Source organism: Saccharothrix carnea (assembly GCF_003014735.1).
GTDB lineage: Bacteria > Actinomycetota > Actinomycetes > Mycobacteriales > Pseudonocardiaceae > Actinosynnema > Actinosynnema carneum.
Window position 1 is genome coordinate 776,037 of the sequence record NZ_PYAX01000002.1, and the last position, 15,042, is coordinate 791,078.

Annotated in this window: 12 protein-coding genes; 8 read left to right on the forward strand and 4 right to left on the reverse strand. The window is 74.1% G+C overall.

Features of this window, described 5'->3' with window-relative positions; translation table 11 throughout:
• Positions 1-167 precede the first annotated feature (167 nt).
• Together B0I31_RS07750 and B0I31_RS07755 are read left to right on the forward strand one after the other, a co-directional pair.
• Entirely contained in the window at positions 168-2,420 is a 2,253-nt protein-coding gene (locus B0I31_RS07750) for a rhamnogalacturonan lyase (RefSeq protein ID WP_106614585.1), read from the forward strand.
• Positions 2,421-2,438: 18 nt separating this feature from the next.
• The gene (locus B0I31_RS07755) at positions 2,439-3,140 is read left to right on the forward strand and encodes a carbon-nitrogen hydrolase family protein (RefSeq protein WP_219910624.1); all 702 of its coding nucleotides are present in this window, start codon (positions 2,439-2,441) and stop codon (positions 3,138-3,140) included.
• 246 nt (positions 3,141-3,386) lie between these two features.
• Here B0I31_RS07755 and B0I31_RS07760 read toward each other — a convergent pair whose 3' ends face one another.
• Complete coding sequence (locus B0I31_RS07760) at positions 3,387-5,114, reverse strand: pectate lyase (protein WP_219910625.1); 1,728 nt, start codon at positions 5,112-5,114, stop codon at positions 3,387-3,389.
• A 240-nt stretch (positions 5,115-5,354) separates the two neighbouring features.
• On the opposite strand from B0I31_RS07760, the gene B0I31_RS40445 reads away from it, so the two are divergent.
• From B0I31_RS40445 to ligD, 3 genes are read left to right on the forward strand one after another with little or no spacing between them, the layout of a single operon-like run.
• Positions 5,355-5,969, forward strand: a complete 615-nt coding sequence (locus B0I31_RS40445; RefSeq protein WP_181320041.1) for a hypothetical protein — start codon at positions 5,355-5,357, stop codon at positions 5,967-5,969.
• Positions 5,969-7,081, forward strand: coding sequence for an MFS transporter (locus B0I31_RS40450; RefSeq protein WP_181320042.1), 1,113 nt, complete (start codon positions 5,969-5,971; stop codon positions 7,079-7,081). Before B0I31_RS40445 ends, B0I31_RS40450 begins: the two co-directional genes overlap by 1 nt.
• A 28-nt stretch (positions 7,082-7,109) precedes the next feature.
• On the forward strand, positions 7,110-8,054 hold the full coding sequence (ligD, locus tag B0I31_RS07770; protein ID WP_106614588.1) for a non-homologous end-joining DNA ligase: 945 nt from the start codon (positions 7,110-7,112) through the stop codon (positions 8,052-8,054).
• Positions 8,055-8,058: 4 nt separating this feature from the next.
• Here ligD and B0I31_RS07775 read toward each other — a convergent pair whose 3' ends face one another.
• Both B0I31_RS07775 and B0I31_RS07780 read right to left on the reverse strand, forming a co-directional pair.
• Positions 8,059-8,880: a bifunctional DNA primase/polymerase gene (locus B0I31_RS07775; protein WP_106614589.1), complete on the reverse strand. Its 822-nt coding sequence runs from the start codon at positions 8,878-8,880 to the stop codon at positions 8,059-8,061.
• A 60-nt stretch (positions 8,881-8,940) separates the two neighbouring features.
• Positions 8,941-9,426, reverse strand: coding sequence for an ArsR family transcriptional regulator (locus B0I31_RS07780; protein WP_219910626.1), 486 nt, complete (start codon positions 9,424-9,426; stop codon positions 8,941-8,943).
• Between the two features lie 57 nt (positions 9,427-9,483).
• Between B0I31_RS07780 and B0I31_RS07785 the strand changes: the two genes are divergently transcribed.
• The 3 genes from B0I31_RS07785 to B0I31_RS07795 all read left to right on the forward strand — a co-directional run bounded on the left by B0I31_RS07785 (position 9,484) and on the right by B0I31_RS07795 (position 14,053).
• Positions 9,484-10,449, forward strand: a complete 966-nt coding sequence (locus B0I31_RS07785) for a S41 family peptidase (protein ID WP_106614590.1) — start codon at positions 9,484-9,486, stop codon at positions 10,447-10,449.
• 117 nt (positions 10,450-10,566) lie between these two features.
• Positions 10,567-11,109, forward strand: a complete 543-nt coding sequence (locus B0I31_RS07790) for a hypothetical protein (RefSeq protein WP_106614591.1) — start codon at positions 10,567-10,569, stop codon at positions 11,107-11,109.
• 112 nt (positions 11,110-11,221) lie between these two features.
• Positions 11,222-14,053: an AAA domain-containing protein gene (locus tag B0I31_RS07795; RefSeq protein ID WP_106614592.1), complete on the forward strand. Its 2,832-nt coding sequence runs from the start codon at positions 11,222-11,224 to the stop codon at positions 14,051-14,053.
• On the opposite strand, the gene B0I31_RS07800 is transcribed toward B0I31_RS07795, so the two are convergent.
• A complete protein-coding gene (locus B0I31_RS07800; protein WP_219910627.1) occupies positions 14,007-14,837 on the reverse strand; it encodes an alpha/beta fold hydrolase in 831 nt (276 codons plus the stop codon). The two genes, B0I31_RS07795 and B0I31_RS07800, sit on opposite strands and share 47 nt — an antisense overlap.
• Between the last annotated feature and the right edge of the window lie 205 nt (positions 14,838-15,042).

A 15,042-nucleotide genomic window follows, 5' to 3' on the forward strand; every position in this document is an offset into this window, starting at 1 on the left:
CGGTTGAATCGGTTCAATCAACCTAGGTGAGCCCCATCACGGCGTCAAGACGCGCGTTCCGCCGCCGAAACTCCACCGTCATCCGCTCTTGCCTTTCTGGTTGAAACGGTTCATCGTGTGGCGTCGTCACGCACCTCGCGCAACGCCGCGCCCCTTGGAGGCAGCCGATGACCCGCGCCCGACCCCTGTCCGCCGTCCTGGCGGCCCTAGCGCTCGTCCTGAGCACGTCCCCGGCCTCGGCGTCGCCCGAAGGCCCCCGGCTCGAACGCCTCGACCGCGGCCTGGTCGCCGCGCGCACCGAGGGCGGGGTGTTCCTGAGCTGGCGGCTGCTGCGCCACGAGGCCACCGGCCACACCGCCACCGGCCTGGCCGGTCCGGCGTTCGCCGTCTACCGCGACGGCCGCCGCATCGCCACGGTCACCGACAGCACGAACTACCTCGACCCGGAAGGCGGCTCGCAGTACCGGGTCGCGCCGGTGGTCCGCGGCCGGGAGGGCGCGGCGAGCAAGCCCGTCTCGCCGTGGGCAGGCGGGTCCTACGACCTGCCGCTGCGCAAGCCCGCGGACGGCGTGACGCCCGCCGGTGAGGCGTACACGTACTCGGCCAACGACGTCAGCGTCGGCGACGTGGACGGCGACGGCAGCTACGAGTACGTGGTCAAGTGGGACCCGTCCAACTCGAAGGACGTCTCCCAGGTCGGCTACACCGGGCCGACCTACGTCGACACCTACCGGTTCGACGGCACCCTGCTGCACCGCGTCGACCTGGGCGTGAACATCCGCTCGGGCGCGCACTACACGCAGTTCCTGGTCTACGACTTCGACGGCGACGGCCGTTCGGAGATGATGATGAAGACCGCGCCGGGGTCGAAGGTCACGACGTACGACCGGCACGGCGACCCGGTCTCCGAGCGGTACGTGACGATGCCGCGCGAGGACGTGCGCGCGGGGTACTCGCACCGCGACGACTACCGGCTCAGCGCCGCCGGCTACTACGACCACGTGGTGGAGATGTTCCGGGGCTGGCACGCCCACCCCGAGGTGGTGGCGGGGCGGTGGCCCGCGACGCTGGAGCAGGCGTTCGGCGTCGAGCCGCGTTACGCCTACCCGTTGTCCGAGGTGGACGCCCGCGCGTTGGCCGACCACTTCATCGACGTGTACGCGCCCAGCCGCAGCGCGCGCAACAACCTCCGGGCGTTCGCCGGGTTCGTCGTGGACGGGCCGGAGTACCTGACCGTGTTCGACGGCAAGTCGGGCCGTGAGCTGGAGACCGTGCGGTACGAGCCGGGACGGCACGACGACGGGCTGATGTGGGGCGACTACGCGCTGGGCCGGATCGAGCCGGGCAACCGGGTGGACCGGTTCCTCGCCGGTGTCGCCTACCTGGACGGCAAGCGGCCTTCGGCGGTCTTCGCCCGCGGCTACTACACGCGCACGACGTTGGCCGCGTACCGGTGGAACGGCCGCAAGCTGGTCAAGGACTGGTTCGTGGACAGCGGCTGGGTGCCGATGAGCAACCCGTTCAACTTCCCGGTGCACGGCAAGGACGGCACTTCGCCGACGCACGGCGGGTTGGCCACGCAGGGCGCGCACTCGTTGAGCGCGGCGGACGTGGACGGCGACGGCAAGCAGGAGATCGTCTACGGGGCGTCCACCCTCGACCACGACGGGTCGGTGCTCTACCACTCGAAGGCCGTGATGCCGCCGGGCAGCGCCAACCCCGGCGCGGTGGAGCGGCTCGGGCACGGCGACGCGCTGCACGTGACCGACATCGACCCGGCCCGGCCGGGGCTGGAGATCTACATGGTGCACGAGGGCGCGACGTTCGCGCCCTACGGCTACGCGCTGCGTGACGCGGCCACCGGCGAGGTGGTCTACGGCGGCTACACCGGCCGGGACACCGGGCGCGGCATGGTCGGCGACGTGCTGCCCGCCGAGCCGGGGCTGGAGACGTGGGCGTCGCTGCCGGGCGGCTCGAACGCGGCCGGGCTGTGGTCGGCGGACGGGCGCCCGCTGTCGACGGCGATCCCCGGCACGAACGCGAGCATCCGCTGGGCGGCGGACCTGACCACGCAGATCGTGGACGGCGCGCAGGAGGTGACGCCGACGATCAAGGACTGGCGGCGCGGCACCCTGCTGACCGCGGAGGGCACCCGCACCAACAACGGCACGAAGGGCAACCCGGCGCTGGTCGCCGACGTGCTCGGCGACTGGCGTGAGGAGCTGGTGGTGCGCACGGCGGACAGCTCGGCGTTGCGGATCTACGTCAGCACCGAGGTGACCGGCCACAAGCTCTACACGCTGATGCACGACCCGCAGTACCGGGTCGACGTGGCCCGTCAGCAGACGGCCTACAACCAGCCCGCGTACACCGGCTTCTACCTGGCCTCGGACGTCGACTGGTCGAAAGTGCCCGACTAGCCGCACTAGAGTTCGCGGGTGATCACGATCGCCGTCGCCCAGCCGCGCTGCACCCCCTACGACGTGGCCGCCAACGTGGCGGCGCACGCGGAGGCGGTGCGCGCGGCGGGCGCGCGGGTCGTGGTGTTCCCGGAGCTGTCGTTGACGGGGTACCACTTCGACGCGCCGGTGGTGCCGTTCGATCTGGTGGAGCCCCTGATGGCGGCGTGCGCCGAGACCGGGTCGGTGGCGTTCGCGGGCGCGCCGGTCGCCGGGCCGCACATCGGCGTGCTGGAGGTCTCCGGCGCGGGTGTGCGGGTGGCGTACCGGAAGGTGTGGCTCGGCGGTGGGGAGCCGGCGCGCTTCCGCCCCGGTCCCGCGCCCGCGGTGGTCGAGGTGGACGGTGTGCGGCTCGGGTTGGCGGTCTGCAAGGACACCGGCGTGCCGCGGCACGCGGCGGACACGGTGGCGTTGGGCGTGGACGTGTACGTGGCGGGCATGTTGGAGCACGCGTGGCAGGCCGACGTGCTGGACGAGCGTGCCCGGCGGGTCGCGGTGGAGCACGATGTGTGGGTGGCGATGGCGAGCTTCGCCGGGTCGACGGGTGAGGGGTACGACTCGGCGGCGGGTCGTTCGGGCGTATGGGACCCGTCCGGTGGGAGGATCGTCTCCGCCGGCACCGGCGTGGACGCCGTGGTGCGGGCGGTGATCCCGGGCCGCGCCACGGACGGAGGGGTATGACCGACGGCGACCTACCCGGCTTCTGCCACGACGCGGATACGCCGGGCGGGCGGTCGCCGAGTCGGTCAAGACGCCGGCCTGGCGGTGCGCGGTGGTCGGCGCGCCGTTCTCGGCTGACGTGGCACGGCCGAAGGCGTTGTGCTGGACGCGGACGAGAAGTCGGAGGCCGAGGAGGCGATCAGCCGGGAGCACCAGCTGTGGCTGGCGTCGCGGCCGGTGGAGAGCTGACGTTCGACGCCCTCGTGGTCAGCGGGACAGCCAGGCCAGCAGCTTCCCCGCGTTCGCCACGTACGCGGCGGTGCTGATCACCAAAGGGCGTTCGGTGGGCGCGTACGGGGGTTCCGCCGGTGGGGTGCGCGGGTCGTAGGGCGAGGTGTCGTGCGGGTCGCCGACGTGCTTGCTCATGTAGGCCGTGCCGTCGTACGGGTCGGCGGGCGGGGCGCCCCGGTAGGGGTTGGTGACGGCGTCCGCGGGAGTGAGCCAGTGGTCCTTCGGGCCCAGGTCCGCCACCAGTGCCTCGACCTGGGCGTCGGTCACGGTCGGCAGCGGTTGCGGCGCGTCCCGGAACAGGTCGGTCAGGGCGAGGTCGCGCAGCGAGAAGTAGCGCGGCAGCGGGATCGGCCGGCCGCTCAGCGGTGACCTCGCTTTGAGGTCCGCGACCTGCGCCGGGGTGAGCGACATCAGTTCGTCGTAGGTGGCACGCAGGGCGTCGGTGTCGACGGCACGGCCGGCCGAGTAGTGGCTGAGCGTCGAACGGTGGTCGTAGTCGTAGTAGTAGGCGCCGTTGCGGACGTTCGAGCCGAACCGATGGACGAACCTCGCGCGGTTGGTGCCCAGTTCGACGAAAGTCGGGTGCGTGCGGCCGGTCAGCAGGGGGTTCTCGCCGAGCTGCTCGTCGGTGAGGCGGCAGGTGTCCAGCCAGGCGATGGCCGCCGGCACGCGGGCCAGGTAGGAGTGGTCGCCGGTCAGGCGGAAGTAGTGGAACAGCTGGGTGACGTTCGTCTGGGTGGTGTGGGTGGTCAACGCCCTCGGCTCGTAGGAGCGGGCGCCCGCGGGCGCGCCCGCCGGTCGTCCGCCCGCGGTCCGGGACAGGTGTTGCAGGCCCCAGCCCGCCTGCGGCCCGGGTTGCTGGAGGCGGTGCAGGCAGCGCATCGCGCGGTGGACGGGTTCCAGCAGGTCGCGGCGGCCGAGCGTGGCGGCGCACATCAGCAGGAACTTGATGTTCTCGCCGAGCACGTCGTCGTTGAAGGTGACGTGCCCGGTGTAGTCGCCGTCCTCCATGCCGTGGCCGACGTCGTCGGGCAGCCACGGCGGGCGTGCGTCGGGCCACGGGGTCCGGTCCACCGCGCCGGGGCGGTGCGGGAAGCGCTGGGGCCAGCCGCCGTCCGCCGCGCCGCCCCGGAACTGGGCCTTGAGCACGAACCGGAGGGCACGCTCGACCGCGGTGCGGAACCGGTGATCACGGCGTTCCAGGTACAGCCGGAGGAGCAGTTGGGCGGCGGCTGCCGTGCCGCCGTCGTCGAACGTGGCGTTGCCCTGGTGGTGCCGGAACTCCTCCAGCCGCCAGCCGTTCGCGCCGATCGTCGCGTACCAGCGGCGCAGCGACGCCGTGCCCGCGAAGTCGTGGACGTAGTCCCAGCCGCCGACCGGCAGCTGTGCCCGCACGAGCGCGAGCCCGGTCCGTTCGGCGGCGCGGAGGAACGTGCCGTCACCCGTGGCGTGGTAGGCGTCGAGCAGGCTGTGGCCGATCGACGGCGTGCCGGGCGGCTGCACCCAGCACATCGTGCGGGCGGCCTCCAACTCGCCCCACGTGCGGGAGAGGTCGGGCAGGTAGCTCCACACGTACCCGCCGCGGTAGGACAGCCGTTCGTCGAGGAACGCGGCGGCCCGGCGCAGCGCGCCGACCACGTCGGTGCGGGCCGGTGCGGCGACGGCGGGGCTCCCCACCGCCGCGGCGATCGCGGGAGCCGTCACGAGCAGACCGAACCGACGTCGACTGAAGGCCATCACCCACCAGTACCGACGCGGCGGCGGCCGGTCAACGGTGGATCACAGGTGTGAAACCGAGCGACCCTCATCCGTCCACTGTGGACTGAATGCGCGATCTTCTCCGTCACCCGACCGATGTCTCCGCATCAATGCGGCCTCATCGTGGTGTCCATCGCACCGACGCCCGCACAACGACGTGTGCGGCCTCACCGGAAGGTGCACCCCATGATCCACTCCGTACCCGCCGCACACGCGGACGAGGCAGGCGCCCGGGCCGAGACCATGGCCCGGTTCCTGCGCGACGTACCCGTCCCCTTCACCCGCGTGCTGTCCCTGTGGGTGGGCTACCGCCTGCGCCGCGACCCCCGGCAACCCGACACCCGGCACCACCTCACGCCCCGGCAGGCGCACCTGCTCGGCTTACCGCCGCACACGGAGGTGACCCGGCGCGAGGGCTACCTGGTGCCGCACCTCGGCGACCAGGGCCCGCGCCTCGCCGCGATCACCGCGCTGGTGCACCAGCGCGGCCTCGAACTGGACGAGCCCGGGCGCGAGGAGCTCTCCCGCGGCTACACCCCGCTCGGCATGCTGGTCACCGGCGCCCGCCGGGCCACCCACTACGCCACCACCACCCGCGCGCCGGACGATCCCGACTTCGCCGACCCGCTGCCCGACGACCCCGACGACGTGCCCGCCCTGTGGTGCCAGGCCACCCTGCTCAGCGCGGGCAGACCGGTCGCGCTGGTCCGCGAGACCGTCTACCGGGTGGCGTTCACCGGCCGCCGCCCACCCGACCTGACGCCCTACCTGACCCCGGCGCCGCCCCGACTGGTGTCCTGATGCGCGCCCGGACCGCCGCGCTCGCCGCGACGACGGTGGCGGCGGGGTCCAGCGGGTACGTCGTCGCGGCGGTGCTGACCGAGGTCGCCGCCGACCACCGCGTCACCACCGCGGCGGCGGGGCAGACGATCACCGCGTTCGCCCTGGCCTACGCGGTCGGCTCGCCCGTGCTGGCGATGCTCACCGCGCGGTTCGAACGACGGGCCCTGCTGGTCGTCGCCCTGCTGGTCGCCGCGCTGGGCAACGTCGGCGCGGCGCTCGCACCGACGTTCGACCTGCTGCTGGTCGCCCGCGTGCTCACCGCGTTCGGCGCGGCGCTGGCCACCCCGGCGGCCACGGCGGTCGCCGCCCAGCTCAACCCGGGGCACAAGGCCAAGGCGATGGCGGTGGTCACGGCGGGCCTGACCGCGGCCACCCTGCTGGGCGTGCCCGCCGGGCGGTTCGTCGCCGACCGGCACGGCTACCGGGCGGCGTTCGTGCTGGTGGCGGTGCTGTGCGTGATCGCGGCGCTGGTGGTGCGGTCCGCCGTGCCGCCGGTGCGACCGGGACCGCCGGTCGGGGTCCGGCAACGGCTCGCGCCGCTGGCCGACCCGCCCGTGCAACGGCTGCTGGCCGTGTCGCTGCTGGCGTGCCTGGGCACGTTCAGCGTCTACGGCTACCTCGGCCCGATCACCGGCCACCCGCCCGACAGCGGTCACCTGCTCGCCTACGGCGTCGGCGGTGTGCTGGGCAACGCGATCGGCGGCGTGGCCGCGGACCGCCACGGGCCGCGCACACCGCTGCTGGTGGCGCTGGGCGGGTGCGCGGCGGTGCTCGTGGTGCTGCCGACGATGCTCACCGGTGCGACGGCGTTCGTCGTGATGGCCGCGTGGGGCGCGTTGTTCTGGGCGTTCAACCCGCCCCTGTTCGCGGCCCTGGTCGCGCTGGACCCGGACCGGGCGAACCTCCTGCTCGCCCTGAACGCGTCCGCGATCTACACGGGCATCGCGGCCGCCGGTGTGCTCGGCGGAGCGGTCGACGCCCCGGCCGTCCCCCTCGTGGGCGCCGCCGTCGCCGTCGCGGCCACCGCGATCGCCGCCACGAACCGCGAGAGGAGGCTGGTGACGCGCTGATCGACGCGATCCGGGTTAGGTTTCCCGCATGGCCGGAAAGGTGCCTTCGGTGGAGCTGGAGGTCGGGGACCGCGTGGTGCGGATCTCGAACCCGGATCGCGTCTACTTCCCCGCGCGCGGGGAGACCAAGCTCGACCTCGCCAACTACTACCTGTCGGTCGGCGACGGGATCGTGCGGGCGCTGCGGGAGCGTCCGTGCATGATGCACCGCTTCCCGTCCGGGGTGACCGGGGAGAAGGTGCACCAGAAGCGGCTGCCCGCCGGCGCGCCGCCGTGGGTGCGGACCGTGCGGGTGCACTTCCCCCGGTACAACCGGCACGCCGACGAGCTGTGCGTGACCGACGTGGCGGACGTGGTGTGGGCGGTGCAGATGTCGACGGTGGAGTTCCACCCGTGGAACTCGCGCAGCGCCGACACGGAGAAGCCCGACGAGTGGCGCATCGACCTCGACCCGATGCCCGACTGCCCGTTCGACCGGGTGCGGCGGGTCGCGCACGTGGCGCACGAGGTGCTGGACGAACTGGGCGCGGTGGGCTGGCCGAAGACCTCGGGCGGGTCGGGGCTGCACATCTACGTTCGGATCGAGCCGGAGTGGGGTTTCGCCGACGTGCGGCGGGCGGCGCTGGCGTTCGCCCGCGAGGTGGAGCGGCGCGCGCCCGACGACGTGACCACGGCGTGGTGGCGGCGGGATCGCGACCCGCGCAGCCTGTTCGTCGACTACAACCAGAACGCGCGCGACCACACGATCGCCAGTGCGTACTCGGTGCGGGGCGTGCCGGAGGCGACCGTGTCCACGCCGGTGCGGTGGGACGAGATCGACTCGCTGGACCCGCGTGACTTCACCATCGCCACGGTGCCCGCCCGGTTCGCGGAGCTGGGCGACCTGCACGCCGGGATCGACGACGCGGTGTTCTCGCTGGAGCCGTTGCTGGAGTGGGCCGACCGGGACGGGGTGGACGTGCCGGACGCCTGAGGGCCTAACGCAGCACGCGGGGACGGCGGCGGCCCAGCGCGAGGCCGTTCTCGACGTGGTGCAGCGCCTCCTTCTCGGTCCAGCCCTCGATGCCGTTGTGGTGCGCGGCGGCGGCCAGCAGCACCGCCATCGCGGTGGTCTCGTCCAGCCAGCCCGCGCCGACCAGCTCGCCGAGCCGGCACGCGGCGGTGAACACGATGTGCGCGCGTCCGCCCGGCCGGGCTTCGCGGACCCGTTCCGCCTCGCCTTCGACCACGGCGGCGCGGTAGGCGTCGACCCGGCGCGGCGAGGGCCGCTGGGTCGGGATGGGCGGGTGCTCCGGTGGTGGCGGGGTCAGCACGGCGACCAGCCACTCGGGCGCGGGCGCGACCGGCGCGTCCCGCACCACCCGGTACCGGTGGTGGCCGACCGCGGAACCGGCGGCGACCACGTACCCGCCGACGCCCCGGGTGTCGACGTGCGGCGCGATCCTGCCCACGGTGTTGCCCAGCGGCACGTCCGGCGCCTGGAAGTAGCGGTGCTCTCCCCCGCTGGGCGTCGCCACCGTGTAGGTGTCGCGCGGGTCCTCCTCGCCGTGCTGCCAGGCGCGGCGGGCGAACGCCTCGCGGCCGTGCGGCACGTCGAGGTCGACCACCAGCAACCCGGCCGGACCGCAGGAGATGCCGACGTTGTAGGCGCGGCGCGACCACCAGTGCCGGAGCCGGTCGCGGTCCAGGGTCGCCTCGTCGTCCCAGCCGCGCACGGCGGGCAGCTTGGTGTGCGGGCGCAGCGGCAGCACGGGCCAGCCTCGTGCGGCGGCGGCGAGTGCCGCCCGGTACCTGGTCATGCTTCTCCCCCCTGGTGTCGGGCAACGGGGGAAGCGCCGCCGGTCTCCAGTGTGCCGGGGTCAGGACTGCCGGTACAGGGCCACCAGGACGCCGTGCACGGCTTCGTCACCGCCCGCGTCCTCGGCCTCGTCCACCAGCTGCCGCAACGTCTCCCCCAGCTTCCGCGCGGCCGCTTCGGTGAGCCGGAGGTGGCGCGACACCAGCACCGGTTCACCGGGTGCCCGCCGCAGCTCCTCGGCGACCGCGCCGAACAACGCCCCGGTGTGCCCGGCCGCGGGGCCGGGCACCGAGAGGCGGCGGAACGTGCGCTCGTAGTACTGCTCCGTGCCGCCGCGCACCCGGCGCGTCCGCGTGACGCGGACCAGGCCGGCCTCGCGCAGCACCTTCAGGTGGTGGCCGACGTTGCCCTTCTGCGCGCCGAGGGCCACGGCCAGTTGGCTGGTCGTCGCGGGCTCGCGGCCGAGCGCGAACAGCAGGCGTTGGCGCAGCGGGTGCGCCAACGCCTTGTACTGCTCCGGCGACCCGACCTCCAGGATCTCGTCCACCCGCTAAGTGTCTATGTCTCTTGACGCTTTCGCAACGCCGCTGGTCTACTACGCGGCATGGACACCGCCGCGATCATCGACCGGACCCGTGAGCTGCTGGCCGAGCACTACGTCTTCCCCGACGTCGCCCGGGAGCTGGACGCGTTGCTCGCCGCACGGCTGGCCGCCGGCGCGTACGGGGTGACGACGCCGGAGGAGCTGGGCGCCCTGGTCACCGCGGACCTCCAGTCGGTGAACGGCGACCGGCACCTAAGGCTGAAGTTCCACTCCGACCAGGTGCCCGACGGCGACGATTCCGCGGTGATGCAGCAGGTGGCCCGCTCGTTCGAGCTGTCGCTGGGTGGTGTGCCGCACCTGCGCAGGTTGGCGGGCGGGGTGGTGCACTTGGAGCTGGCGCCGTCGCTGTTCCCGGTCGAGTGGGCGGCCGAGGGCATCACCGCCGCGTTCACGCTGGCCTCGCGCGGCGACGCGTTGATCATCGACCTGCGCGCCAACACCGGCGGCGACCCGGAGACCGTGGCGCTGGTGTGCAGCCACCTGCTCGACGAGCCGACCCACCTGAACACCATGTACGACCGGGCGGGCGAGGTGTCCCGGCAGTTCTGGAGCCAGAGCCACGTGCCGGGCAGGCGGTTCGGCGGCGCGAAACCGGTGTACGTGCTGACCAGCGGCACGACGTTCTCCGGCGCCGAGGAGCTGGCGTACGACCTGCAGCAGCTGGGCCGCGCCACGGTCGTCGGCGAGCGGACCGGCGGCGGTGCGCACCCCCGGCGCGGGTTCACCGTGCACCCGCACCTGGAGGCGACCATCCCGACCGCGCGGGCGGTGAACCCGGTGTCCGGCACGAACTGGGAGCTGGTCGGCGTGGCACCCGACATCACCGTCCCGGCCGCGGACGCCCTGGACCGCGCGCACCACGAGGCGTTGGCCGAACTCGACCGACGCGGTGGTGACTCGCCGGTGCTCGCGGAGGTGCGTGCCGCCCTGCGGGCTGGAAGGTCGGTTGTCGAGCCTGTTCGGTGAGGGTGCCGTACGACTGCGCGCTGTCCGGTGCCGCGACCGGCGGGCGTCATCCCTTCGGGGAGTGATCCGGCGGTCCGCGACCGATAACATCGGCGGCAGGGGGCGACATGGATCGCAATGAGGTTCGTCATGGCGGACGGTGACCTCGTCGGGAGATTCGCGCGCCGACTGCGGTTGTTCGACTCCAACGCCGATGGCATCGTGCGGCGGCGGGACGTGGTGGCGGTGGCCGAGCGGCTGGTCCGGGCGTTCCGCGTGGACGGCCAGTCGATCGGGGCCGAACGGATCCGGACCGCCTACGAGATGTTGTCGTTGTCGATGCTCGCCGATTTCGGCGACCTGGCCAGGGACGAGGTCGCGGTACCCGGGTTCACCGCGGCGCTGGCCGCCGATCCCGCCCGGATGGCGGGCCTGGGCCGCCGGATCGCCCGCACCGACGCGTTGGCCGTGCGCGAATGCCTCGCGCCGATCGGTGACGCGGTGAAAGCCGAGCACGTCGCCGAGGTGATCGTCGTGCTCGGCGCGCACCCCGGCCACCAGCCGGTGATCCAGCAGGCGCTGGAACGCGACGGCGCGCTGATCCGGCTCGCCACCGCGATCCGCCCGTTCGCCGACCACTTCACCGGTTCCGGCTACCCGGCCCTCTACGGCCGCCCCTGACGTCGCCGGCTCCTCCCCACCGGACGCGCCGGCACGCCGCGGCTCAGCCCGGGCTGAACGGTCTCCACCGCGCCGGCGCCGCGCTGTCGGACCCGGGTGGCAGGATTTCCCCGTGACCGTTCCCGCAGTGCTGCGCACGCTGGCCCGGCTCAGCGCGTCCGAGCAGCCGCAGCGGGTGCAGCTCGACCTGACGAGAACGGCCGGGCTGGTGTGGTTGGGCGCGGACGAGTCCGCGTGGCAGGCCCTCACCCGCGACCAGGACCCGCCCGCCGAGCCGCCGACGCCGTGGACCGCGCGGCCGGACCAGCGGGCGACGGTCGACCGGCTGGCGTCGTTCGACGCGTTGCACCAGGAAGACCGGCTGCTGCGGCTCGGCTGGGCGTTCCTGTGCGGACCTGCCACGATCGGCGGCCAGCGCAGGCGGGTGTGCCTGCCGCTGGTGTCACGGCCGGTCCGGCTGCAGCCGGCGGGTCGGCGCGGGTACGTGTTCCAGGTCGCCGGTGACGTGGGCGTGTTCCCCCTGCTGGCCGACTGGTCCGAGGCGGCGGAGCTGGAGACGCGGCTGACCAGGGACCCCGAGTGGATCACGGCGGCGTTGGCGGCGAGCGGGTTCGCCGACGTGCCGGTGCTCGGGCCCGACCGCGACCCTCGCCGGTTGATCGGCGGTGACGAGCTGGTCGTCGTGGCGGGCTGCGGGCTGCACGCCGGTGAGCCGGTGGTCAGCACCGAACGCGGCGCCGCCCTGTACGCGTGGGCCCGCCGCGCCGGTGTGGAGGACACCGCGCTGGCCGGGCTGTACTCGTCGGCCGAGCACGACCCGGTGCCGGACCAGGACGGCGTGGCGCACGGGGCGCTGCCGCTGAGCCCGAGCCAGCGGGCGGCGGTACTGGCGGCCCGCACCGCGCCGGTGACCGTGATCGGCGGACCGCCGGGCAGCGGCAAGACGCACACGTTGGCCGCGATCGCGCTGGACGCGGTGGCGGCGGGCCGTTCGGTGCTGCTGGCCAGCCGGACCCGCAACGCCGCCGACGTGCTCGGTGAGGCGTTGCGGCGGGCGGGCGGACCGATCCCCGTGCTGTTCGGCGACTCCGAGCTGCGGCAGGAGATGGCGCGGGAACTGGGCACCGGGCTCGCCGCCACCACCGCGAAGGGCGAGCTGGAGCGCCTCGACCGCACCCGGACGAACGCGGTCGCGGCGGTGGCGCGGGTCGAACGCGCCGTCGCCGCGGCGTTGCGGGACGAGGAGCTGGTCGAAGCGGCGGTGCGGTTCGAGGCGCTGATGCCTGCCCACCGTTCGGTCGCGCCGCGCGCGTTCGGCGCGGACGTGGACTTCGAGCGGCTGCACGGGCTGCTGCTCCCGCGTCACGGGCTGCTCGGCGGTCTGCGGACGCGGTGGGCGTTGCGGTCGGCGCGGCGGTTGGCGGGTGCGGCGGACGACGTGGACGTGGCGGACCTGGAGGCGGCGGTGCGGGCCGCCGAGCAGTCGGCCGCGCAGGTCCGGGTCGCCGCGAACGGCGGCACGTCGCTGGACGCGTTGCGCGGGTTGCTGGCCGAGGAGGACGCGCGCGGCCACACCGCGACCGCCGCGTGGCTGGCCACCCTGGCGGTGAGCCGTCGTGGCGCCGGGCCGCGACGGGCGGTGGCGGCGCTGGCGACGGCGCTGCGGTCGGGCCGGGCGGCGCGGCGGCGGGCGTTGGCTGACGTCTCGGCCGAGCACTTGGCGCAGGCCCTGCCGCTGTGGGTGGGCACGCTGGCCGACGTGGAGGACATCCTGCCCGCCGTGCCGGGCATCTTCGACCTGGTCGTGATCGACGAGGCGAGCCACGTGGACCAGCCGTTGGCGGCGCCCGCGCTGCTGCGCGGGAGGCGGGCGGTGATCGGCGGCGACCCGCGCCAACTGCGGCACGTGTCGTTCGTCGGCGATCAGGCCGTGCGCGAGGCGTTGACCGCGGAGGGCACGGTGTCGTCGGCCGACCGGCTGGACGTGCCGAAGGTCAGCCTGTTCGACGCGGGCGCGGCGGCGTCCGGTGTGCACTGGCTGACCGAGCACCACCGCTGTGCGCCGCACCTGATCGGGTTCGCCGCGACCCGGTTCTACGAGGGCCGGATCGCGCTGCTCACCACGCACCCCTCGATCGCGGACGTGGACTGCATCGACGTCGAGCACGTCGAGGGCGTGCGTGACGACAAGGGCGTCAACGCGGTCGAGGTGGACGCGGTGCTCGCGCACCTGCGCCGCCGCATCGCCGCCGGTGTCCGGTCGATCGGCGTGGTGACACCGTTCCGGGCGCAGGCCGACGCGTTGGAGAAGGCCCTGCTCGACCGGCTGAGCCTGGAGGAGATCACCACGGGTGGGGTGCGCGTCGGCACCGTGCACGGCGTGCAGGGCTCGGAGTTCGACGAGGTCGTGATCAGCGTGGCGCTGACCGACGCCGACCGGCCCGCCGCCTGGCGGTTCGCCAACGACCCCAACCTGCTGGCCGTGCTGACGACGCGCGCGCGGCGGCTGGTGCACGTGATCACGTCCGCCACGGAACCGGTCGGGCTGATCGGCGAGTACCTGCGGCACGCGGCGGTGCCGCCGACCGAGACCGAGGGCGCCGCGCCGTCCGACGAGTGGACCGCGAGGCTCGCGGCGGAGCTGACCGCGCTCGGCCTGGCGCCGCGCACCGGCTACCCGGTCGGCCAGTGGCGGGTCGACCTGGTGGTGGGTGGACGCGAGTCGGCCGTCGCCCTGGACACCCGGCCGCACCCGGACGGCACCGCGGCGCACCTGGCCCGGTGGCGTGCCCTGCGCGGAGCGGGCTGGCGGGTGCGCGACGCGTTCCCGAGCCGCTTCGCCCACGACCCGGCACGGGCCGCGCTGGAGCTGGCGGGCGAACTCGCGCCGGTCGCGGCTACGCCCGCTCGCGCAGCCAGTCCAGCGCCGACGGAGCGGACGTGACGATCGAGATGTGCCCGTCGTCCGGCGACAGCCGCAGCTCCGCGGTGGGGCACCGGCGCGCCAGCCACTCGGCGTGCGAGCTGGGCACCACCCGGTCACGCCCGCCGTGCAGCAGGAGGACCGGCGCGGTCACGTCGGCGGGGTCGAAGCCCCACGGGGTGACGTAGGCGAGGTCGTCGTCGATCAACGCGGCCGGTCCCGCCTGCACCGCCGGGCCGACGACCTCGTCGAACCACGACCAGTCACCGTGCAGCGCGGCGAGGTCCGCCTCGGTGAACTCCGGGTCGTACACCACGCCCGACGCCTCGAACCGCTCCTTCACCGCCCGCCCGGCCTCGGCCGCGCGCAACGACGCCACCCCGGACGCCGCCATGCCCGCGAACCAGTCGAGCCCGTCCGCGTCGCGCGGCGCGAGCCCGGCCACGCTGACCACCCCGAGCACCCGTTGCGGCGTCAACGCGCCACAAGCCAGGGCGTGCGGCCCGCCGCCGGAGTGCCCGAACACCGCGAACCGGTCGATGCCCAACTCGTCGGCGACGGCGGCGGCGCAGGCGGCGGCGGACGCGACGGTCCGGTCGGGCAGCGGCGTGGACCCGCCGTAGCCGGGGCGGTCGTAGGACACCCAGCGCAGGCCGAGCCGCCGGGCGGCGTCGAAGAGCGGCGCGGGCGGTGCGCCGATGTTCGGCGTGCCGTGGTGCCAGAGGACGGCCAGGTCTCCCGTGCCGGTGTCGTACGCGTGCAGCGTACGACCGTCGTCCAGCCGGAGGTCGATCTCCTTCACCACGGACCGAGCCTAACAGCGGTGAAGATCGCGCCTCGTGTTCGCGACCGGTTGGGCCACTCGTCGGGCCGGCCTACCGACCGCGCTCACGACGCGCGGCCGGTTCGCTACCGAACGTCGAGCCGGGTCGTGGGAAATGTGACGGGTTCGTGGTTTGGCGCGTCTCCCGAACGGTTACCTCGTGCGTGCGCCTTGAGCCAACAGGGTG